This window comes from Paracoccus sp. MA (genome assembly GCF_020990385.1).
In the GTDB taxonomy this organism is placed as follows: domain Bacteria; phylum Pseudomonadota; class Alphaproteobacteria; order Rhodobacterales; family Rhodobacteraceae; genus Paracoccus.
Genome location: NZ_CP087598.1, coordinates 2,037,383 through 2,059,090, shown reverse-complemented (window position 1 = coordinate 2,059,090; position 21,708 = coordinate 2,037,383). Strand labels below are relative to the sequence as shown.

The window sequence follows — 21,708 nt, the reverse complement described above, 5'->3', positions numbered from 1 at the left end:
GCAGGTCCCCATCGGGGACAGAGGGGCACGAAAAGGGACGAGGGACAATGTCGCCAGCACTGATCGCCGTGCTTCCGTTCATCGGGGCGCTGCTGCCCGGATTGCTGATCCGCTCGGGGCGGGATGTCGCTGCGGTCTCTTGCGCGACGGCGACCTTCCTCGCGCTGCTGGGACTTTGCCTGCATATCCCGGCGATCATGGCGGGCGAGGTAATCACGGCGCGTTTCGCCTGGCTGCCCTCGCTGGGGCTGAACGCGCATTTCCGCATCGACGGGCTGGGCCTGCTCTTCGGCATCCTGATCCTGGGCATCGGCCTGCTGATCATCGCCTATGCCCGCTATTACCTGTCGCGCAAGGATCCGGCGGGGGTGTTCTACACCTATCTGATGCTGTTCCAGGGCGCGATGCTGGGCATCGTGCTGTCCGACAACATCCTGCTGCTGCTGGTGTTCTGGGAGCTGACCTCGCTGTCCTCCTTCCTGCTGATCGGCTATTGGAAGCACCTGCCTGAGGGGCGGCAGGGCGCGCGCATGGCGTTGACCGTGACCGGCATGGGCGGGCTTGCGATGATCGCGGGCATGCTGATCCTGGGCAATATCGCCGGCAGCTTCGACATTTCGGATATCCTGCAGGCGCGCGAGGCGATCCAGGCCAGCCCGCTCTACCTGCCGGCGCTGCTGCTGATCCTGCTGGGCGCCTTCACCAAATCGGCGCAGTTCCCGTTCCATTTCTGGCTGCCGCATGCCATGGCGGCGCCGACGCCGGTTTCGGCCTATCTGCATTCGGCGACCATGGTGAAGGCCGGGCTGTTCCTGATGGCGCGGCTGTGGCCGGTGCTGTCGGGCACGCCGGAATGGTTCTATATCGTCGCCACCACCGGGCTTGCGACCATGGTGCTGGCGGCCTGGATCGCCATCTTCCGCGACGACCTGAAATCGCTCTTGGCCTTTTCCACCGTCTCGCATCTGGGCCTCATCACCATGCTTCTGGGCTTCGGCACCGAGGCGGCGGCGGGGGCGGCGGTATTCCACATCATCAACCACGCCACCTTCAAGGCGGCGCTGTTCATGACCGCCGGCATCATCGACCACGAGGCCGGCACGCGTTCCATCGCCCGTCTGGGCGGGTTGCGGCGGCTGATGCCGGTGACCTTCGTCATCGGCACCGTGGCGGCGCTGTCCATGGCCGGCATCCCGCCGCTGAACGGCTTCCTGTCGAAAGAGCTGATGCTGGAAGAGGCGACCCATGCCGCCTGGCAGGGCAATCCCTGGCTGATCGCGGCGATGGCGACGCTGGGGGCGCTGTTCTCGGTCTGCTATTCGCTGCGATTCGTCTGGCAGGTGTTCTTCGGCCCCGCGCGTCAGGACTACCCGCATCGCCCGCATGACCCGGGCTTCGGCCTGTGGTCCGCCCCTGCGCTGCTGGTGGTGCTGGTGGTGCTGATCGGGCTGTTTCCCGCCGGCATGGCCGGCTGGCTGGTCGATGTCTCGGCCAGCGCCGTCACCGGCACCGCCCAGCATCCGCATCTGGCGCTGTGGCATGGCGTGACCCCGGCGCTGATGCTGTCGATCACCGCGCTGATCGGCGGGGCGCTGCTGCTGGCGCTGAACCGCCACCTGCTGGCCATGCGGGCGGCGATGGCCTGGCCGGACGCCAAGGCGATCTTCGACGCCATCACCCGCTGGACGACCGGCGCGGCGGGCGTCTTCACCGACCGGCTGACCAACGGCTCGATGTCGCGCGCCCTTGCCGCCTTTTCGCTGACCGTGGTGCTTTGCGGCTTCTGGGCCTTCTCGACCGGCGGCTGGCAGGGCGCGACCCGGCCGATGCTGCCGGTCCAGCCGGTGCCGCTGGTCGGCTGGGCGGCGCTGATGGTGGCGATCTGCTGCATGGTGGCCTTTCACCGCCAGCGCATCCTGGCGCTGGTGCTGGTCGGCATCATCGGGCTGATGGTCTCGGTCAGCTTCATCTATTTTTCGGCCCCCGACCTGGCGCTGACGCAGATCTCGGTCGAGGTGGTCACGGTCGTCCTGCTGCTGCTGGCGCTGAACTTCCTGCCCAAGTTCACGGTGATCGACAGCCGCGACCGCAAGCGCGGCATCGACGCCTTCATCGCCACGCTGACCGGGCTGGGCTTCGGGGCGCTGGCCTATGTGATCATGCGCAGCGATTTCGCCTTTTCCTCGATCTCGGAATACATGCTGGCCAACAGCTACAGGCTGGGCGGCGGCGACAACGTGGTCAACGTGATCCTGGTGGACTTCCGCGGCTACGATACCTTCGGCGAGATCACGGTGCTGGGCATCGCCGCGCTGACCATCTTCGCCCTGACCGAGACGCTGCTGGCCGGCGCCAGCGGCCGGCGGCTGCGCAACTGGATCCATGACAGCCGCCGGGCCGGCGACCGGCATCCGCTGACGCTGGTGGTGGTGACGCGGCTGATCCTGCCGGTTTCGCTGGTGGTCGGGCTGTACATCTTCCTGCGCGGCCACAACATGCCGGGCGGCGGCTTCATCGCCGGGCTGGTGGTCGCGGTGGCGCTGGTGTCGCAATACATGGCCTCGGGCTTTGCCTGGGCGCAGGAGCGGCAAAAGATCAACTATCACGCGCTGATCGGCGCCGGCGTCATCGCCGCCGGGCTGACCGGAATCGGCGCCTGGTTCGCCGGCCTGCCCTTCCTGACCTCGGCCTATGGCTATGTGAAGCTGCCGGGGCTCGAAGAATTCGAGCTGGCCTCGGCCATGGGCTTCGATCTGGGCGTGTTCCTGTGCGTGGTCGGGGCGGTGATGCTGGCCCTGAACTCGCTGTCGCGGATCGCGCGGCAGGCGGGCGAGACGGTGAACCTGGACCCGATGGACATCGACCCCAGCAGGGAGGCGCGGCGCTGATGGAACTTCTGCTGTCGAGCGCGATCGGCATGCTGACCGCCGCCGGGGTCTATCTGATCCTGCGGCTGCGGACATTCGCCGTGGTGCTGGGCATGACCATGCTCAGCTATGCCATCAACCTGTTCCTGTTCTCGACCGGGCGGCTGGTGGTGAACGCGCCGCCGATCCTGCAAAAGGGGGTGGAGGTCTATACCGACCCGCTGCCGCAGGCACTGGTGCTGACCGCCATCGTCATCAGCTTCGGCATGACCGCGGTGGTGGTGATGATGGCGCTGGGGGCCTTCCTGGAAGGCGGCGACGACCGGGTGGACATGCCGCGCGCCGACCGCCTGCCGAGGGATGACCAGGCATGAGCCATCTGATCATCGCCCCCGTCGTCCTGCCCGCCGTCATCGGGCCGCTCATCATCCTGTGGATGCGCAACGACCTGCTGTTGCAGCGGGTGTTCTCGGTCGCCGGGACCGCGCTTCTGGCCGCGGTGGCGCTTTACCTGAACCTGCTCGCCGCGGGCGGAGAGGTGCAGGTCTATCGCCTCGGCAACTGGGCCGCGCCCTTCGGCATCGTGCTGATGCTGGACCGGCTGGCGGCGCTGATGCTGCTTCTGACCGCGATGCTGGCGCTGGCGGTGCAGCTTTACGCCATGGGCTCGGGCTGGGACCGCAAGGGCCGGCATTTCCATGCGCTCTGGCAGTTCCAGCTGATGGGCGTCTGCGGCGCCTTCCTGACCGGCGACGCCTTCAACCTGTTCGTCTTCTTCGAGATCCTGCTGATCGCCAGCTACGGTCTGATGATCCACGGCGGGGGCGAGATGCGGCTGCGCGCCGGGGTGCAGTATATCGCCTACAACCTGGCCGGCTCGACCCTGTTCCTGGCGGCGCTGGGGGTGCTCTATTCCGTCACCGGCACGCTGAACATGGCCGACATGGCCCTGCGCGTGGCGGCGATGCCGGCCGAGGATACGGCGCTGCTGCGCGCCGGCGCGGTGCTGTTGATGCTGGTCTTTGCCGTCAAGGCGGCGCTGGTGCCGCTGCATTTCTGGCTGCCCTCGACCTATGCCAATGCGCCGGGGCCGGTGGCGGCGCTGTTCGCCATCATGACCAAGGTCGGGGTCTATGGCATCATCCGCTTCTTCACCCTGGTCTTTCCGCAGGACGCCGTGACCCAAAGCGTGGTGGCCGACCTGCTGCTGCCGGCGGCGCTGTTCACGCTGGCCATCGGCCAGATCGGCATCCTGGGCACCCGCCATCTGGGCCGGCTGGCCGCTTTCGCCGCCATCGGCTCGATCGGGACGCTGATGATCGCGGTGGCGCAGTTCACCCCGCAGGGCACCGCGGCGGCGGTCTATTACCTGATCCACTCGACGCTGGCGGCGGGGGCGCTGTTCCTGATCGTGGACATGATCGGCGCGCGCCGGGGCGATCTGTGGCTGCGGCTGGACCGGGTGATGCCGGGCAACGGGCTGGTCGCGGCGCTGTATTTCACCGCGGCCATCGCCGTGGTCGGCATGCCGCCGTTTTCCGGCTTCATCGGCAAGCTCTTGGTGATGCAGGCCACCGGCGCGGCCCCGGCGATGGTCTGGATCTGGGCGACGATTCTGATCACCTCGCTGATCGCGATCTATGCCATGTCGCGCGCCGGCTCGATCGTCTTCTGGAAGAGCTTCGAGCTCGGCCCGGCGCCGGTGCCGGCGCCGACGGTCGCGGCCGGCCCCAAGCTGGAGCCGGACGAGCCGGTCCAGGACCTCGGCGATGCGCCGGCGAACTGGCTGGCGGTGGCCTCAGTGGCGCTGCTTCTGTCGGGCATCGTGGCCCTGACCGCCTTTGCCGGCCTGGCCATGCGCTTTGCCGAGGCGACCGCCGCGCAGCTGCATGATCCCGACGCCTATGTCTCGGCGGTGCTGGAAGGGCAGGAGGGCACGAAATGATCCGCCGCCTGCTCCCGCATCCCTGGCTGTCGGTCACGCTGGTCCTGGTCTGGATGGCCCTGGTCAACCGCTGGGCGGTCGGCTCGCTGGTCTTTGCCGCGATCATCGGCGTGGTGGTGCCGCTGATCACCGCGCCCTATTGGCCGGGCGCCAACGGCTACAGCAAGCCGCAGCGCATCCCGGCCTATCTGGCCATGGTGATCTGGGACATCGCCAAGGCGAATTTCACCGTGGCGCGCATCGTGCTGTTCATGCCGCGCCGGGCGCTTCAGCCCGCCTGGATCGCGGTGCCGCTGGACCTGCGCCGCCCCGAGGCGATCACCGCCCTGGCCGCGACCATCACCCTCACCCCCGGCACCGTCAGCTGTGACCTGTCCGAGGACGGGCGCGCCCTGCTGGTCCACGCCATGCACGCCCCCGACCCCGAGGCGGTGCTGGACGAGATCAAGACCCGCTACGAGGCCCGGCTGAAGGAGATCTTCGAATGATCGCTTACGCGCTTCTCTTCGCCTATGGCTGCTTCGGGCTGGCGCTGCTGTTCTGCCTTTATCGCGTGGTCTTCGCACCGGGCCTGTCGGACCGGGTGCTGGCGCTGGACACCATGGCGATCAACATGATCGCGCTTCTGACGCTGTTCGGCATCGACAAGGGCACGGGGATGTATTTCGAGGCCTCGCTGCTTTTCGCCATGGTCGGCTTCATCTCGACCGTGGCCTATGCGAAATTCGTCCTGCGCGGCGACATCATCGAATAGGGGGCGGGCATGATCGCGGAAATCGTCGTCTCGGTTCTGCTGGTGGTGGGCGGGTTCTTCGGGCTCGTCGGCTCCTACGGGCTGGTCAAGCTGCCAGACCCGATGACGCGCCTGCACGCGCCGACGAAATCGGCGACGCTGGGGGTGGGGGCGGTGCTGATCGCCTCGCTGATCTGGTTCCCGGCACGGCACGGGGCGCTGACCTGGCACGAGCTGCTGATCACGCTGTTCCTGTTCCTGACTGCCCCGGTCACCGGCTATTTCATCGCCAAGGCCCATATGCATCTGGGCTGGAGCCGCGACGAATTGCCCCGTCCGGCGCCCGGCAAGGACTGGGCCACCTTCGCCGATCCGGACAAGGCCAGCCTTGTCGATCGCCGTCCCGGGGATTAGCAAGGCGACAAGCCCGTTTGGGGGCTTCGCCCCCGCGCGTTCCGCGCTCCCCCAGGATATTTGGACAAGAAAGAACCAGGCAGAGAGGTGGCCGGCCAGCCGCTTCTTTCTTGTCCAAATATCCTGCGGGGGTCCGGGGGCGCAAAGCCCCCGGCCGCGGCGGTCCGGCCAGGCCAGGGCATGAAAAAGGGGACGGAAACCCGCCCCCCTTGTCCGTCCTGATGCGCCGCTCAGATCAGCCCGGCATGGGCCAAGGCCGCGTCGATCCGCGCCTTGGTGGCCTCGGTCAGCCCGACCAGCGGCAGGCGCACGGCGTCGCTGCAAAGACCCAGCCGCGACATGGCATATTTCGCCCCGGCGACGCCCGGCTCAAGGAAGATCGCCTCGTGCAGCGGCATCAGCCTGTCCTGGTAGTCCAGCGCCTTGGCGTAGTCGCCGGCGAGCGTCGCCTCCTGGAACTGGGCGCAGAGCTTCGGCGCCACATTCGCCGTGACCGAGATGCAGCCCACCCCGCCATGGGCGTTGAAGCCGAGCGCGGTGGCGTCCTCGCCCGAAAGCTGCACGAAATCCTTGCCGCAGGCGGCGCGCTGCTGGCTGACCCGCTCAAGCTTGCCGGTGGCGTCCTTGACGCCGATGATGCGCGGCAGCTTCGCCAGTTCGCCCATGGTCTCGGGCAGCATGTCGATGACCGAGCGGCCGGGGATGTTGTAGATGATGATCGGCAGGTCGCTGGCGTCGTGCAGCGCGGTGTAATGCGCGATCAGCCCGGCCTGGGTCGGCTTGTTGTAATAGGGCGTCACCACCAGCGCCGCATCGGCGCCGGCGGCCTGCGCGTGCTGCACCAGCCCGATCCCCTCGCGCGTCGAGTTCGAGCCGGCGCCGGCGACGACCGGGATGCGGCCGGCGGCCATGCGCACCACCTCTTCGATGACCTTGCGGTGTTCCTCATGGCTCAGCGTCGGGCTTTCGCCGGTGGTGCCGACGGGCACCAGCCCGTGGCTGCCCTGTGCGACATGCCAGTCGACGAGCTTTTCCAGCGCGGGGAGATCCAGCTCCCCGTCCGGGGTGAAGGGCGTGACCAGCGCGGGCAGCGAGCCTTTGAACATGTGGGTATCCTGAATTTGCCTCTGCTGGCGGCTTACATCCGGGCGCGCGGATTGCCAAGGATGTGAGTTGCGCCGCCCGGCGGAACCTCGCAGAAAGGGGGGCATGATGTATCCTTTCCGTGACAGGCTCCTGGCGCCGGTGCTGGCCCTTGCCGTAAGCCTTGCCCAGCCGGCCGGGGCCGAGGATGCCGGGCACCTGTCGCGCGCGCTTGCGGCGGCGGCGATGCGCGACTGGGCGACCGCCACGGCCGAGGCCGAGGCCTCGGGCCCCATCGCCCGCGACCTGATCCAGTGGCAGCGGCTGCGGGCCGGGCAGGGCAGCTGGCCGGAATACCGCGATTTCGCCGCCCGCAACCGCGACTGGCCCGGCATGGCGCTGTTCTGGAAGCGCGGCGACGCGGTGCTGCGCCCGGACCTGCCGCCGGCCGAGGTGATCGCGTGGTTCGGCACCCGCCGCCCGGACACGCTGAACGGCGCGATGGCGCTGATCGCCGCCCTGCAGGCCACCGACCCGCCGGCCGCCAAGGCCGAGATCGCCCGCTTCTGGTCCGAGCAGGCGCTGACCAAGCCCGAGGCCGACGCCTTCCTGGCCGCGCATGGCGCCGAGGTTGCCGGCCTGCACGATGCGCGGCTGATGCGGCTTCTGGATCTGGGCGAATGGCAGGCGGCGCAGGTGGTGCTGCCCCTGGCCTCGGATCCCGCGCAGGCCCTGGGCCGCGCGCGGCTGGCGCTGCAATCGGGGCAGGCGGGGGTGGATGCGCTGATCCTGGCCCTGCCGGACGCGCAGCGGGGCGATGCGGGGCTGGCGCTGGACCGCTTCCGCTGGCGGGTCTGGGCCAAGATGCCGGACCTGGCGCGCGCGCTGATGCTGGAACGCTCGACCAGCGCCGAGGCGCTGCGCGACCCCGCCGCCTGGGCCGGCAAGCGCGCCGATTACGCCCGGCTGGCATTGCGGCAGGGCGACTGGGCGCTGGCCGAGAGACTGGCGGCCGGGCATTTCCTGCCGCCGGGAAGCGATGCCTATTCGGACCTGGAATGGCTTGCCGGCTACGCCGCGCTGCGCGGCGGCGCGGCGGACCGGGCGCTTCGGCATTTCCGCACGCTGGAGCAGGCGGTGGCCAGCCCGATCTCGCTGTCCCGCGCGCATTACTGGCAGGGCCGGGCGCTGGAGGCCGGGGGCGACGAGGCCGGCGCCGATGCGGCCTATGCCCGCGCCGCCGGCTATCAGTCGGCCTGGTACGGGCAGCTGGCCGCGGAACGGCTGGGCCTGCCGATGCTGCCCGACCTGGCCCTTGCCGGGCGCAGCGAGGCCAGCCTGCCCGACTGGCGCGGCAGCCGCCTGCGCGAGAACCCGGTCTGGCAGGCCGGCACCTGGCTGGTCGCGGCGGGCGAGGCCGATCAGGGCGCGCGCTTCTTCCTGCACCTGGCCGAGACCGCCGCGCCCGAGGATATCGGCCGCATGGCGCGGATGATGCTGGAGATGCGGCTGCCCTGGCACGCGCTGCGGCTGGCCAAGGCCGCCGCCGCCAAGGGCGCCGTCTATCCGGCCGCCTATTTCCCGCTGACCGGGCTTGAGCAGGCCGAACTGGGCCTGCCGCCCGAGCTGGTCATGGCCATTGCCCGGCGGGAAAGCGAGTTCAACCATACCGTTTCCTCGCATGCCGGGGCACTGGGGCTGATGCAGGTCATGCCCGACACCGCGCGCTCGATGGCGCGCAGGATCGGCGAGCCCTTCGACCAGGCGCGGCTGACCCGCGACGCCGCCTATAACGCCCGGCTGGGCGCGGCCTATCTGGCGGGGCTGCGCGAACGCTTCGGCCCCTCGGTCGCGCTGGTCGCGGCGGGCTACAATGCCGGGCCCGGCCGCTCGGCCCGCTGGCTGGGCGAGTTCGGCGACCTGCGCGGCGAGGTCGATCCGGTCGATTGGGTCGAGATGATCCCCTTCGACGAGACGCGCAACTACGTCATGCGCGTGGCCGAGGCGCTGCCCGTCTATCGCGCCCGCATCAAGGGCGCGCCGGTGCCGCTGGTGCCGAGCTGGGATCTGACCGGGGGCGGCATGAAGCCCGCGCCGGCGCCGCCGCCCATCCGGCTGACGGTCTCTGCCCGGCCGGTGATGCCGGCGCGCACGCTGGCCGGCTATGCCTCGGGCGGGGCGCTGGCCGAGGTGCTGGGTCCGGCGCCGGTCGAGGCGGCCAGCGCCGGCGCCGTCACGTCAGCCCGGCCCGCTCGCGCTGGCGCGAGCGCCACCAGGTGAAGAGCCCCGCGCCGACCACGATGAGCCCGCCGAGCGCGACGTTCGGCGCCAGCGTCTCGCCGAAGATCACCACGCCGAAGATGCTGACCCAGACCAGCTGGGTGTAGGAAAACGGCTGCAGGGCCGAGGCCTCGGCCAGCTCATAGGCCTTGATCAGCATGAAATGCGCCACCACGGCCGTCAGGCACAGCAGCAGAAGCCAGGGGATGTCGCGCCCGGCGATCGGTTCCCAATGCCAGATGCCGACCAGGGTGATGGCGACCGCCCCGGCGATGCCGGTCCAGAAAAAGCTGACCATGGCCGGGTCGTCGCGCCCGACCATCCGGGTCAGCAGCCCATAGACCGCGAACATGGCCGCGCCGACGAAGGGCAGCACCGCATCGGCGCTGAAGACGCCGCTGCCCGGTTTCAGCACGATGAGGATGCCCGCAAAGCCCACGGCGACCGCCGCCCAGCGGCGCCAGCCGACCTTTTCGCCCAGGATCGGGCCGGACAGCGCCGAGATCAGCAGCGGATAGCAGGCAAAGATCGCATGGGTGTTGATCAGGCCCAGCCGCACGAAGGCCTCGACCGTGATCACCACCTCGGCCACCAGCAGCACGCCGCGGAAGATCTGCGTCCAGGGCCGTTTCGAGTGCAGGGCGCGCGACAGCCCGCCCGGCGCGCGGGCGCAAAGCAGGATCACGAAGGCCGCGAAGAACCAGTAGCGCAGCATGATCACGAAGATCGGCGAATAGGCTGCGCCCAGATGGCGCGAGATGCCGTCCTGCGCCGCGAAGATCAGCGCCGAGCCGCAGATCAGCAGGATCGCCGTGCCCTGCCGTTCGGCGCGGGGCGCGGCAAGCGGCGGGGGAACGGCAGGCGGACGGGCTGCCGGGGCCATCAGCGGCCCCGTCTGGCGGTTATTTGGCATGGCGGGAATCCCGGGCTTGAGACTCGCCCATGCCTTCGCGCGCCGGAAAGGTCAAGCCGGGCTCAGTCCCGTTGACGCACTATTCCTGCGAACTCGTCGAAAAGCTGCGGGTTGGCGGCGACGATCGAGCCCGATTCGACCGGGCTTTCCTCGGAACGGATCGATTCCACGAAACCGCCGGCCTCTTTCACCAGCAGGCTGCCGGCGGCCACGTCCCAGGACTTGATGCCGCGTTCCCAATAGCCCTCGTAGCGGCCGGCCGCAACATAGGCCAGATCCAGCGAGGCCGCGCCCCAGCGCCGCACGCCGGCGGTCAGCGGCATCAGCCGCGACAGGTCGCGCAGCGTGGCGGGCAGGGTGCCGCGCCCGGCGAAGGGCACGCCGGTGGCGAAGATCGATTCGATCATCTGGCGGCGGCCCGAGACGCGGATGCGGCGGTCGTTCAGGAAGGCGCCGTCGCCCTTTTCGGCGGTGAACAGCTCGTCCTTGGCGGCGTCGAAGACCACGCCGGCGACGATCTCGCCCTTGTGCTCCAGCGCGATGCTGATCGCCCAATGCGGCAACCCGTGCAGGAAATTGGTGGTGCCGTCCAGCGGATCGACGATCCAGCGCCGGGTCGGGTCCTCGCCGGCCTCTTCGCCGGTTTCCTCGCCGATCCAGCCATAGTTCGGGCGGGCGGTGCGCAGTTCTTCCTTGATGATGCGCTCGGCCTCGCGGTCGGCGCGGCTGACGAAATCGCCGGCGCCCTTGACCGAGACCTGCAGGTTCTCGACCTCGCGGAAGTCCTTGACGAGGCTGCGGCCCGCCTTGCGCGCGGCCTTGATCATGATGTTGAGATTGGCGCTGGCCATGGCTTTTCCTTTTTGGGATTGCCAGCCTCTTAGGCGAAGGGCCGCGCAAAGTGAAGCCGGCGCGGCGTCTAGTGCGTTGCGATCATGGCATAGCCGGGATGAAAGGCCACCCGGACGGTGGTGATCGCGCCCAGGTCGTTGAAGGTGGTGCGCTGCAGGATCAGCAGCGCGCTGCCCTGCCGGGTCTCCAGCAGCCGGGCGTCGCGGGCATTGGCGTTCTCGGCCGAAAAGGCCATGTCGGCGCGCAGCCAGGGCGCGTTGCGCACCAGCCATTCATTGGCGTTGACGCGGTGGAAGTCGATGCCGGCGACGCCGGGCGCGGCGCCGGGATTGATCCAGCGGTCCTCGACCTGGAAGGGCTTGCCGTCGCCGTAATGCACGGTGCGCAGATGGATCAGCATCCGCCCCTCGGGCAGTTCCATGCGCTGCGCGATCTCGGCCGGGATCGGGCTTTCCTTCTGCGCGATGACCCGGTGGCTGTATTCCATCCCCGCCTGCTCGATCTGCTCGCGCACGATGGGGATGGTCAGCGTGGCCTTGCGCGCCGGGTTCACCGTCACATGGGTGCCGGCCCGGCGCTTGCGGTCCAAGAGCCCCTCCTCGGCCAGCATCTGCAGGGCCTTGTTCACCGTGGCGCGGGCGACGCCGAACTCGACGGCCAGCTCGGCCTCGTCCGGGATGCGGTCGCCCTGCCGCCATTCGCGGTCCACGATGCGGCGGCGCACCTCGCTGGTGATGGCCTGGGCCTTGGAGGAGCTTCTTTCGGTCACATGCGGTCCTGAAGTCGGGCGATGGTCGCCAGATAATCGGCGATGATGCGGTCGCGGTCCATATGCCGGCCGTCCCGCACCACGTGGCGGCCCGCCGACCAGACGTCGCGGACCAGCCCGTCATGGCCGGCAAAGACCAGGCTGTCGAGCATCTGGTCGCCCTTGCGGCCGAACATCACCGGATTGTCCAGCCCGACCGCGACCAGATCGGCCCAGAGCCCCGGCCGGATCGCCCCGGTCTCGCGCCCCGCCGCCGTGGCGCCGCCGTCCAGCCCGGCCTCGTAGATCACCCGGCCGGTCGAGCGCCCCGGCTCGGCCAGGATCGCCCGGCCGCGGTCGCGCAGGCGCTGGCTGTATTCCAGCGTCCGCAACTCCTCGACCAGCGAGATGCGGATGTTGCTGTCCGAGCCGAAGCCGATGCGGCCGCTTTCCCCGGCCCAGATGGTGCCGTTGAAGATGCCGTCGCCCAGCGACGATTCGGTGATCGGGCAAAGGCCCGCCACGGCGCCGGTGGCGGCCAGGCGGCGGGTCTCGTCCTCGGTCATGTGGGTCAGGTGGATCAGCGTCCAGCACCGGTCGGGGCCGTGGTTCTCCAGCAGCCATTCGACCGGGCGGCGGCCATAGGCGGCGCTGATTTCCTCGATCTCGGGCACCTGCTCGGCCAGGTGCATGTGCAGCGGCCGGCCGGGGCGCAGCGCGACGCAGGCCGCCAGCCCCTCGGGCGAGACGGCGCGCAGCGAATGCGGGGCGACGCCGATGCCGGAATCGCCGGGCAGGGCGCGCAGCGCCGCCTCGCAGCCTTCCAGCAGGCGCTGGAATTCCTCGGGCGTGGTGCCGAAGCGGTTCTGGCCGGGGGCGAGCGGCCGACGGTCCACGCCGCCGAACTGGTAATGCACGGGCAGCAGGGTCAGGCCGATGCCGGTGCGGCCGGCCGCGGCGGCGATGCGTTCGCCCATCTCGGCGATATTGTCGTAATGCCCAGCCCCGGGACGGTGGTGCAGATAGTGGAACTCGACATTGGTGGCATAGCCGGCCTCCAGCATCTCCATCTGCACCAGCGCGGCGATGGCTTCGACATCCTCGGGCGTCAGGTGGTCGAGGAAGCGATACATGATCTGCCGCCAGGTCCAGAAGGTGTCGCGCGGCTCGGGGCCCTTCGCCTCGGAAAGCCCGGCCATGGCGCGCTGGAAGGCGTGGCTGTGCAGGTTCGCGAGCGCCGGCAGCAGCAGGCCGGCGCGATGGCCCTGCGGCGCCGCATCCTTTTCCACGGCGGCGATTCGGCCTTGCTCGACCGTCACCCGGACATTTTCTGCCCATCCATCGGGCAACAAGGCCCGTTCCGCCCAGATAACCGTCATCCCGTCGCCCTTCTTTGCGCCAAAATAAGTTTAGACATAGAGATTAATTAAGTTTAGACATAGAACAACCGAGAAATCAATCCGGGATGCGATCCGATGCAGCTTCTCCATAACGCCCAGCTTGTCACGATGGACGAAGAATCAGGTAGTTACGGCCTGATCGAGCAGGGGGTGCTGGTGATCGAGGCCGGGCGAATCGCTTGGGTCGGCGCCGAATCGGACCTGCCTGCGCGCTATGGCGATGCGACGCGCCGCGACATGGGCGGCCGGCTGGTGACGCCGGGGCTGATCGACTGCCACACCCATATCGTCTTCGGCGGCGACCGCGCGCGCGAGTTCGAGATGCGGCTGGAGGGTGCCTCCTACGAGGAGATCGCGCGGGCCGGCGGCGGCATCCTGTCCAGCGTCCGCGCCACGCGCGAGGCGGATGAGGATGCGCTGCTGGCATCCGCCCTGCCGCGTGTCGATACGCTGCTGGCCGAGGGCGTGACGACGCTGGAGATCAAGTCGGGCTACGGGCTGGACATCGACAGCGAGCTGAAGATGCTGCGCGTCGCCCGCCGCATCGGGCAGGTCCGCAAGGTGACGGTGCGCACCACCTGGCTGGCCGCCCATGCCTTGCCGCCGGAATACAGGGACGACCGCGAGGGATATATCCGCGAGGTGGTGGTCGCCGGCATGCAGCGCGGCCATGCCGAGGGGCTGATCGACGCGGTGGACGGGTTCTGCGAGGGCATCGCGTTTACGCGCGAGGAAATGGCCGGCATCTTCGACCATGCGGCAAGGCTGGGCCTGCCGGTCAAGCTGCATGCCGAGCAGCTTTCCGACCTGGGCGGCGCGGCCATGGCGGCGCAGCACGGCGCGCTGTCGGCGGATCATCTGGAATATCTGGGACCGGACGGTATCGAGGCCATGGCGGCTTCTGGCACCGTGGCGGTGCTGCTGCCCGGCGCCTTCTATACCCTGCGCGAGACGCAATACCCGCCGATGGGCGCCTTGCGCGATGCCGGCGTGCCGATCGCGCTGGCCACCGATTGCAATCCCGGCACCTCGCCGCTGACCTCGCTGCTGCTGACCATGAACATGGGCGCGACGCTGTTCCGCATGACGCCCTCGGAATGCCTGGCGGGTGTCACGCGCCACGCCGCCCGGGCGCTGGGCCTTGCGGATCGCGGCCGGCTGGCGCCCGGCATGCGCGCCGACCTGGCGGTCTGGGACATCCGGCACCCGGCCGAACTGACCTATCGCATCGGCTTCAACCCCCTTCATGCCCGCATCGTCGGAGGCGAACTTGTCTGAACTGATCCTTATCCCCGGTGAAACCACGCTCGCGCAGCTTGAACAGGTCTGGCGTCAGGGCCTAGCCGTGCGGCTGGCCGACTCGGCTCGTCCCGGCATTGCCGAATCCGCCGCGCGCATCGCCGCCGCCGCCAATGGTGACGCGCCGGTCTATGGCGTGAATACCGGCTTCGGCAAGCTCGCCTCGATCAAGATCAGGGCCGAGGACACCGCCACCCTGCAACGCAACCTGATCCTGTCGCATTGCTGCGGCGTGGGCGAGCCGGTCGAGCCGGAAACCGTGCGCCTGATCATGGTGCTGAAGCTTCTGTCGCTGGGCCGCGGCGCCTCGGGCGTGCGCCCCCAGGTGATCCAGCTGATCGAGGACATGCTGGCGCGCGGCGTGCTGCCGGTGATCCCGTCGCAGGGTTCGGTCGGCGCCTCGGGCGATCTGGCGCCGCTGGCGCATATGGCCGCCGCCATGCTGGGCGAGGGCCGCGCAACCTATGACGGCCGCGAGATGCCCGCCGCCGAGGCGTTGGCCGCCGCCGGCCTCGCGCCCGTGGTGCTGGCCGCGAAAGAGGGGCTGGCGCTGATCAACGGCACCCAGGTCTCGACCGCCTTCGCGCTGGCGGGGCTGTTCGAGGCTTTCGCCTCGGCCCGCGCGGCGCTGGTCACGTCCTCGCTTTCGACCGATGCGATCATGGGCTCGACCGCGCCCTTCCTGGACGAGATCCACACGCTGCGCGGCCATCGCGGCCAGATCGTCGCGGCGCGGACGATCCGCGCACTGATGGATGGGTCCGAGATCCGCGAGAGCCACCGCGAGGGCGATACGCGCGTGCAGGATCCCTATTGCATCCGCTGCCAGCCGCAGGTGACGGGCGCCTGCATCGACCTGCTCTGGCAGGCCGCCCGCACGCTGGAGATCGAATCGAACGCCGCCACCGACAACCCGCTGGTGCTGGTCGGCGCCGACCGCATCGTCTCGGGCGGCAACTTCCATGCCGAGCCGGTGGCCTTCGCCGCCGACCAGATCGCGCTGGCCATTGCCGAGATCGGCGCCATTTCCCAGCGCCGCATTGCGCTGATGGTCGATCCGGCGCTGTCGCATGACCTGCCGCCCTTCCTGACCCCCGATCCGGGGCTGAACTCGGGCCTGATGATCGCGGAAGTGACCTCGGCGGCGCTGATGAGCGAGAACAAGCACCTGGCGACGCCGTGCAGCACCGACTCGACGCCGACCTCGGCGAATCAGGAGGATCACGTCAGCATGGCCGCGCATGGCGCCCGGCGGCTGAAGCGCATGAATGCGAACCTCGCGCAGATCCTGGGCATCGAGGCGCTTTGCGCCAGCGCGGGCGTCGAGTTCCGCGCGCCGCTGGCGACCTCGGCGCCCTTGCAGGCGGTGATCGCCGCGCTGCGCCAGACGGTGCCGGCGCTGGAGCAGGACCGCTATCTTGCCCCCGACCTGGCCGAATCCGCCCGGCTGGTGCGCGAGGGCGTGCTGGTCGGCGCCGTTCCCGGCCACCTGCTGGACGAGGTGCGGCCGTGACCCCCGTCGAAGTCACGCAGGGCGACAGCCCGGTCATCCTCGGCCTGCCGCATACCGGGACCTGGCTGCCCGATGGGATGCGCGCCCGGCTGAACCCGCGCGGGCAGGTGCTGGCCGATGCCGACTGGCATATCCATCGGCTCTATGACGGGCTTCTGCCCGGCGCGACAACGGTGCGGGCGACCTTTCACCGCTATGTCATCGACGCCAATCGCGGGCCGGACGATGCGAGCCTCTATCCCGGGCAGAACACCACCGGCCTTGTGCCGCTGACCGATTTCGACGGCGAACCGATCTGGGAGGTGGAGCCGACCGCCGAGGAGATCGCCACCCGCAAAGCGCAGTTCCACGCCCCCTATCACGCGGCGCTGGCCGCCGAGATCGAGCGGGTGCGGGCGCGTCACGGCGTGGCGATCCTTTATGACTGCCACTCGATCCGCTCGGTGATCCCCTTCCTGTTTCAGGGCGTGCTGCCGGATTTCAACATCGGCACCAACAGCGGCGCCGCTTGCGACAAGCGCATCGAGGCCGCGACGTTCGAGCTTTGCGCCGCAAGCGGCCGCAGCCATGTGCTGAACGGCCGCTTCAAGGGCGGCTGGACGACGCGGCATTACGGCCAGCCGGGGCAGGGTGTGCATGCCATCCAGATGGAACTGGCGCAGGCGACGCATCTGGCGACCGAAACCCCGCCCTTCGCCTATGACGAGCAGAAGGCCGAGGCGCTGCGGGTGACGCTGAAGGCGATCCTTGAGCGCCTGGCCGCGCTGGCGCCGGAGTTGCGCGCATGAAGCCGCTGCAAGGCATCAAGGTGCTGGACCTGTCCCGCGTGCTGGCGGGGCCCTATTGCACCGCGCTTCTGGCCGATCTGGGTGCCGAAATCATCAAGCTGGAGCCTCCCGCCGGCGACGACTATCGCCATATCGGCCCGTTCAAGGACGGCGAAAGCGCGCTCTTCACGCTGAACAACCGCGGCAAGCAGAGCCTTGTCCTAGACCTGAAGGACCCCGCCGACCTGGCGCTGGCGCGCGAAATCGCGGCGCAGGTCGACGTGGTGGTGGAGAACTTCCGCCCCGGCGTCGCGGCCCGGCTGGGCCTTGGGGCCGAGGCGCTGCGGGCGGCGAATCCGCGGCTGGTCTATTGCTCGATCTCGGGCTTCGGCCAGGACGGGCCGTTCCGCGACCTGCCGGCCTATGACCTGGTGGTGCAGGCCATGTCCGGGCTGATGGCCGGCACCGGCGAGGAAGGCGGCGCGCCGCTGAAGACCGGCGAAAGCGTCGCCGACCTGATCGCCGGCCTGTTCGGAAGCTGGGCGATCATGGCGGCGCTGGTCAATCGCAACGCCACGGGGCAGGGCGCCACGCTGGATGTCGCCATGTATGACGCGCTGTTTTCGATGCTGACCACCAGCCACGCGCTGCATTTCTATGCCGGGGCGCTGCCGCAGCGGGTGGGCAACCGCCATCCCCTGTCCACCCCCTTCGGCTGTTTTGCGACGCAAGACGGGCAGGTGGTGATCGCGGTGCTGAACGGCAAGCAATTCGCCGCGCTGGCCGCGCTGATCGGCGCGCCGGATGCCGCGGACGATCCGCGCTTTGCCAGCGACGAAAGCCGCACCGCGCATGAGCCCGAGCTCAAGCGCCTGATCGAAAGCTGGTCGCGCGAGCGCACGACCGAGGAAGCCGTCGCGGCTCTGGCCGGCGTCGGCCTGCCCGCCGCGCCGATCTGGGACATCGCCCAGGCTGCGGGCAACGAGCATGCGCAGACGCGCGGGCTGGTCAGCCGCCTGCCGCATCCGGTGCTGGGACTGGCGCCGACCGTCGGCCAGCCGGTGCGCTTCGATGCAGAGAAACCCGTGGCCGAGACCTCGGCCCCGCGCCTTGGCGGCGACCGCGCCGCCATCCTGCGCACATTCGGATTGGAGGAGACCGCATGAGCGACGACTGGCCCATGCTGGCCGAAGAGGAAAGGCTGTTCTGCGACGTGCTAGAGCGCATCTGCGCCGAGCGGATCGCGCCCAGAGCGGCGGAGACGGATGAGACTTCGGGTTTCGTCCATGACCAGCTTGCCGTGCTGGGCGAGGCCGGGATGATGGGCGCGAACCTGCCCGAAGCCTATGGCGGCTCGGGCATCTCGGCCCCGGCGCTGCTGCGCGCCGTCGCCATCGTGGCGGGGGCCTGCGGGTCCACGGCCTCGGCGCTGACGGCGCATTACCTGGCGACCGATTCGATCCTGATCGGCGGAACGGAGGCGCAAAAGCAGGAATGGCTGCCGAAAGCCGCCGCCGGCGGGGCGCTGGGGGCATTCGCCCTGACCGAGCCGACCGCCGGCTCGGACCCCGCCGACATGAAGACCCGCGCCCGCCGCACGGAAACCGGCTGGCACCTGAAGGGCACGAAATGCTTCATCTCGAACGGCGGCGTGGCGGATTTCATCGTCGTCTATGCGGTGACCGATCCCGAGAAGGGCCATCGCGGCATCTCGGCCTTCATCCTGCCGAAAGGCACGCCGGGGCTGGATCCGGGCGCACCGGAAAAGACCATGGGGCTGAAGGGCGGGCATGTGTTCACCCTGAACCTCGACTGCCAGCTGCCCGAGGATGCCCTGCTGGGCGAAGAGGGTAGGGGCTTTCGCACCGCCATGCAGGTGCTGGACAACGGCCGCATCGAGGTCGCGGCGCAATGCCTGGGGCTGGCGAAAGCGGCGATGGACGCCGCCATCGCCTATGCCAAGGACCGCGTCATCGGCGGCGAGCGGCTGACCGACCGGCAGGGCATCCGCTGGATGATCGCCGACATGGGCGTCGCTTTTCGTCAGGCGCTGCTCTTGTCGCAGGATGCCGCGCGCCAGCGCCAGCAGGCCCATGACCACGGCGGGCGGTTCTCGCTGGCGTCGAGCATGGCGAAACTGGCCGCCAGCGAGGCGGCGGGCAGGATCGCCGACACCGCGCTGCAGCTGCATGGCGGCTATGGCTATACCCGCGACTTTCCCATCGAGAGGATCAACCGCGATCTGCGCATCATGCGGATCTATGAAGGTTCGTCCGAAATCCAACGCATCATCATTTCCGGCAACATGCTGGCCTGAACGGAGACCGAGATGGACAACCCCCAGACCAATCCGCGTCACAATACCCGCGACATCTTTCCGCCCACCGGCACCGAGATCACCGCGAAAAGCTGGCTGACCGAGGCGCCGATGCGGATGCTGATGAACAACCTGCATCCCGACGTGGCCGAGAACCCGCATGAGCTGGTGGTCTATGGCGGCATCGGCCGCGCCGCCCGCACCTGGAAGGATTTCGACCTGATCGTCGACAGCCTCAAGAAGCTGGAGACCGATGAGACCCTGCTGGTGCAATCCGGCAAGCCGGTCGGCGTATTCAAGACCCACAAGGACGCGCCGCGGGTGCTGATCGCCAACTCGAACCTGGTGCCGCATTGGGCGAACTGGGACCATTTCAACGAGCTGGACAAGAAGGGCCTGGCCATGTACGGCCAGATGACCGCCGGCTCGTGGATCTATATCGGCAGCCAGGGCATCGTGCAGGGCACCTACGAGACCTTCGTCGAGGCCGGGCGCCAGCATTACGGCGGCAACCTGAAGGGCAAGTGGATCCTGACCGCCGGGCTTGGCGGCATGGGCGGCGCCCAGCCTCTGGCCGCGGTCATGGCCGGCGCCTGCTGCCTGGCGGTGGAATGCGACGAGACCCGCGCCGATTTCCGCCTGCGCACCCGCTATGTCGATGAAAAGACCCACAGCCTCGACGAGGCGCTGGAGATGATCGACCGCTGGACCAAGGCCGGCGAGGCGAAATCCGTGGCGCTGATCGGCAATGCCGCCGAGGTGTTCCCGGAACTGGTCAAGCGCGGCGTGCGTCCCGACATCGTGACCGACCAGACCTCGGCCCACGACCCGGTGCATGGCTATCTGCCGCAGGGCTGGACCGTCGCCGAATGGCGCGCGCGCCAGGAAACCGATCCCAAGGCCGTCGAACGCGCCGCCCGTGCCAGCATGCGCAAGCAGGTCGAGGCGATGGTGGCCTTCTGCGACCAGGGCATCCCGACGGTCGATTACGGCAACAACATCCGCCAGATGGCGCTGGAAGAGGGCTTCGAGCGCGCCTTCGCCTTCCCCGGTTTCGTGCCGGCCTATATCCGGCCGCTGTTCTGCAAGGGCATCGGCCCGTTCCGCTGGGCGGCGCTGTCGGGCGATCCCGAGGACATCTACAAGACCGACCGGAAGGTCAAGGAACTGGTCGACGACCCACATCTGCACAACTGGCTGGACATGGCGCGCGAGCGCATCAGCTTCCAGGGCCTGCCGGCGCGGATCTGCTGGGTCGGCCTTGGCATCCGCCACAAGCTGGGCCTCGCCTTCAACGAGATGGTGCGCAACGGCGAGCTGAAGGCGCCCATCGTCATCGGCCGCGACCATCTCGACTCGGGCTCGGTCGCTTCGCCGAACCGGGAAACCGAGGCGATGCAGGACGGCTCGGACGCGGTGTCCGACTGGCCGCTGCTGAACGCGCTGCTGAATACTGCCTCGGGCGCGACCTGGGTGTCGCTGCACCATGGCGGCGGCGTGGGCATGGGCTTTTCGCAGCATTCCGGCATGGTGATCTGCTGCGACGGCAGCGAGGATGCCGATGCGCGGCTGGCGCGCGTGCTGTGGAACGACCCGGCCACCGGCGTCATGCGGCACGCGGACGCGGGCTATCAGATCGCGCTGGACTGCGCGCGGGAGCACGGGTTGAATCTGCCCGCCATTCTCTGATCCATAGGCGCGGCGTCGCAACGCACCGGGGCCGCGCCCCTCACCGTCCAACTAGGAGACAGACATGACCTTCCACACCAGCATCAAGGCTGCCCTGTTCGGCCTGACCGCGCTTGCGCTCGGCACTGCTGCGCAGGCCGACCAGCTTGCCGACATCAAGGCCGCCGGCAAGATCGTCACCGCCACCGACATGCACTATGCCCCCTTCGACATGCTGAACAACGGCACCTATGAGGGCATGACCAAGGACCTGTTCGACGAGGTTTCCAAGGAAATCGGCGTCGAGCCGGTCTATCAGGACATCCCCTGGACCGCCGAGCTGCCGGGCCTCGAAGTCAAGAAATTCGACATCGTCATCGCGCCCGTCACCATCACGCCCGAGCGGCTGGAGCGTTACACCTTCACCCTGCCGATCGCCGATGCCACCGTCTCGCTGGTCAAGGCCGCCTCGAACACCGAGCTGACCAAGCCCGAGGACATTAAGGGCAAGACCGTCGGCGTCCAGCAGGGCACCGCGCAGTTCCGCCAGCTGCAAGCCTATGGCGAAAGCCTGGGCGGCGTGAACGTCAAGGAATACGGCACCACGGACGAAGCCTATGCCGACCTGGCCGCCGGCCGTCTGGACGCGGTGGCGGGCTCGCTTCCGAACCTGACCTATCTGGTGAAGAACCGCCCCGAGACCTTCGCGCTGTTCGAGCCGGCACAGTTCGGCCAGCCGACCTATTTCGCCTGGGTGCTGCGCAAGGAGGAAGCCAGCGAAAGCTTTGCCCAGGCCATCAACGACGCGCTGCTGAAGATGACCGATGACGGCCGGGTCAAGGCGATCCAGGAGAAATGGCTGGGCAGCTATACCGAACTGCCCCGCGAAGTCCCGACCAACTAAGCCGC

At 68.9% G+C, this 21,708-nt stretch carries 19 protein-coding genes; 14 read left to right on the top strand and 5 right to left on the bottom strand.

Going from position 1 to position 21,708, the window contains the following annotated elements:
- The first annotated feature begins 47 nt into the window (after positions 1-47).
- The 6 genes from LOS78_RS17270 to LOS78_RS17245 are packed head-to-tail and all read left to right on the top strand — an operon-like array spanning position 48 to position 5,959.
- The gene (locus tag LOS78_RS17270; RefSeq protein WP_230377598.1) at positions 48-2,888 is read left to right on the top strand and encodes a monovalent cation/H+ antiporter subunit A; all 2,841 of its coding nucleotides are present in this window, start codon (positions 48-50) and stop codon (positions 2,886-2,888) included.
- The gene (locus LOS78_RS17265) at positions 2,888-3,241 is read left to right on the top strand and encodes a Na+/H+ antiporter subunit C (RefSeq protein ID WP_230377597.1); all 354 of its coding nucleotides are present in this window, start codon (positions 2,888-2,890) and stop codon (positions 3,239-3,241) included. The genes LOS78_RS17270 and LOS78_RS17265 overlap by 1 nt, the downstream gene beginning before the upstream one ends.
- On the top strand, positions 3,238-4,812 hold the full coding sequence (locus LOS78_RS17260; RefSeq protein ID WP_230377596.1) for a monovalent cation/H+ antiporter subunit D: 1,575 nt from the start codon (positions 3,238-3,240) through the stop codon (positions 4,810-4,812). Before LOS78_RS17265 ends, LOS78_RS17260 begins: the two co-directional genes overlap by 4 nt.
- The gene (locus LOS78_RS17255; protein ID WP_230377595.1) at positions 4,809-5,300 is read left to right on the top strand and encodes a Na+/H+ antiporter subunit E; all 492 of its coding nucleotides are present in this window, start codon (positions 4,809-4,811) and stop codon (positions 5,298-5,300) included. Before LOS78_RS17260 ends, LOS78_RS17255 begins: the two co-directional genes overlap by 4 nt.
- Positions 5,297-5,566, top strand: coding sequence for a K+/H+ antiporter subunit F (locus LOS78_RS17250; RefSeq protein WP_024846086.1), 270 nt, complete (start codon positions 5,297-5,299; stop codon positions 5,564-5,566). Before LOS78_RS17255 ends, LOS78_RS17250 begins: the two co-directional genes overlap by 4 nt.
- 9 nt (positions 5,567-5,575) lie before the next feature.
- Complete coding sequence (locus LOS78_RS17245; RefSeq protein ID WP_024846085.1) at positions 5,576-5,959, top strand: Na+/H+ antiporter subunit G; 384 nt, start codon at positions 5,576-5,578, stop codon at positions 5,957-5,959.
- A 230-nt stretch (positions 5,960-6,189) separates the two neighbouring features.
- Here the strand turns inward: LOS78_RS17245 and dapA are convergent, their stop codons facing one another.
- Positions 6,190-7,065 (bottom strand): 4-hydroxy-tetrahydrodipicolinate synthase, encoded by an 876-nt coding sequence (gene dapA / locus LOS78_RS17240; protein WP_028714099.1) that lies wholly within the window; start codon positions 7,063-7,065, stop codon positions 6,190-6,192.
- A 106-nt stretch (positions 7,066-7,171) separates the two neighbouring features.
- Between dapA and LOS78_RS17235 the strand changes: the two genes are divergently transcribed.
- The gene (locus tag LOS78_RS17235; RefSeq protein WP_230377594.1) at positions 7,172-9,322 is read left to right on the top strand and encodes a lytic transglycosylase domain-containing protein; all 2,151 of its coding nucleotides are present in this window, start codon (positions 7,172-7,174) and stop codon (positions 9,320-9,322) included.
- Here the strand turns inward: LOS78_RS17235 and LOS78_RS17230 are convergent.
- From LOS78_RS17230 to LOS78_RS17215, 4 genes are all read right to left on the bottom strand, one after another.
- Positions 9,276-10,235: a DMT family transporter gene (locus tag LOS78_RS17230; RefSeq protein ID WP_230377593.1), complete on the bottom strand. Its 960-nt coding sequence runs from the start codon at positions 10,233-10,235 to the stop codon at positions 9,276-9,278. The genes LOS78_RS17235 and LOS78_RS17230 overlap by 47 nt on opposite strands.
- A 62-nt stretch (positions 10,236-10,297) precedes the next feature.
- Positions 10,298-11,086, bottom strand: a complete 789-nt coding sequence (locus LOS78_RS17225) for an inositol monophosphatase family protein (RefSeq protein ID WP_230377592.1) — start codon at positions 11,084-11,086, stop codon at positions 10,298-10,300.
- 68 nt (positions 11,087-11,154) lie between these two features.
- Entirely contained in the window at positions 11,155-11,856 is a 702-nt protein-coding gene (locus tag LOS78_RS17220; protein WP_230377591.1) for a GntR family transcriptional regulator, read from the bottom strand.
- Positions 11,853-13,214 (bottom strand): formimidoylglutamate deiminase, encoded by a 1,362-nt coding sequence (locus tag LOS78_RS17215; protein WP_230377590.1) that lies wholly within the window; start codon positions 13,212-13,214, stop codon positions 11,853-11,855. The genes LOS78_RS17220 and LOS78_RS17215 overlap by 4 nt, the downstream gene beginning before the upstream one ends.
- 96 nt (positions 13,215-13,310) lie before the next feature.
- Between LOS78_RS17215 and hutI the strand changes: the two genes are divergently transcribed.
- The 7 genes from hutI to LOS78_RS17180 all read left to right on the top strand — a co-directional run bounded on the left by hutI (position 13,311) and on the right by LOS78_RS17180 (position 21,703).
- Positions 13,311-14,513 (top strand): imidazolonepropionase, encoded by a 1,203-nt coding sequence (gene hutI, locus LOS78_RS17210; protein WP_230377589.1) that lies wholly within the window; start codon positions 13,311-13,313, stop codon positions 14,511-14,513.
- Positions 14,506-16,047, top strand: coding sequence for a histidine ammonia-lyase (gene hutH, locus LOS78_RS17205; RefSeq protein WP_230377588.1), 1,542 nt, complete (start codon positions 14,506-14,508; stop codon positions 16,045-16,047). The genes hutI and hutH overlap by 8 nt, the downstream gene beginning before the upstream one ends.
- The gene (gene hutG, locus LOS78_RS17200) at positions 16,044-16,835 is read left to right on the top strand and encodes an N-formylglutamate deformylase (RefSeq protein WP_230377587.1); all 792 of its coding nucleotides are present in this window, start codon (positions 16,044-16,046) and stop codon (positions 16,833-16,835) included. The genes hutH and hutG overlap by 4 nt, the downstream gene beginning before the upstream one ends.
- Positions 16,832-17,980 carry a CaiB/BaiF CoA-transferase family protein gene (locus LOS78_RS17195; RefSeq protein ID WP_028714090.1) on the top strand — a complete coding sequence of 383 codons (1,149 nt, stop codon included), beginning with the start codon at positions 16,832-16,834 and terminating at the stop codon, positions 17,978-17,980. The genes hutG and LOS78_RS17195 overlap by 4 nt, the downstream gene beginning before the upstream one ends.
- Complete coding sequence (locus tag LOS78_RS17190; protein ID WP_230377586.1) at positions 17,977-19,131, top strand: acyl-CoA dehydrogenase family protein; 1,155 nt, start codon at positions 17,977-17,979, stop codon at positions 19,129-19,131. Before LOS78_RS17195 ends, LOS78_RS17190 begins: the two co-directional genes overlap by 4 nt.
- A gap of 12 nt (positions 19,132-19,143) precedes the next feature.
- Entirely contained in the window at positions 19,144-20,820 is a 1,677-nt protein-coding gene (gene hutU / locus LOS78_RS17185) for a urocanate hydratase (protein WP_230377585.1), read from the top strand.
- 64 nt (positions 20,821-20,884) lie between these two features.
- Positions 20,885-21,703 carry a transporter substrate-binding domain-containing protein gene (locus LOS78_RS17180; protein ID WP_028714087.1) on the top strand — a complete coding sequence of 273 codons (819 nt, stop codon included), beginning with the start codon at positions 20,885-20,887 and terminating at the stop codon, positions 21,701-21,703.
- Positions 21,704-21,708: the final 5 nt, after the last annotated feature.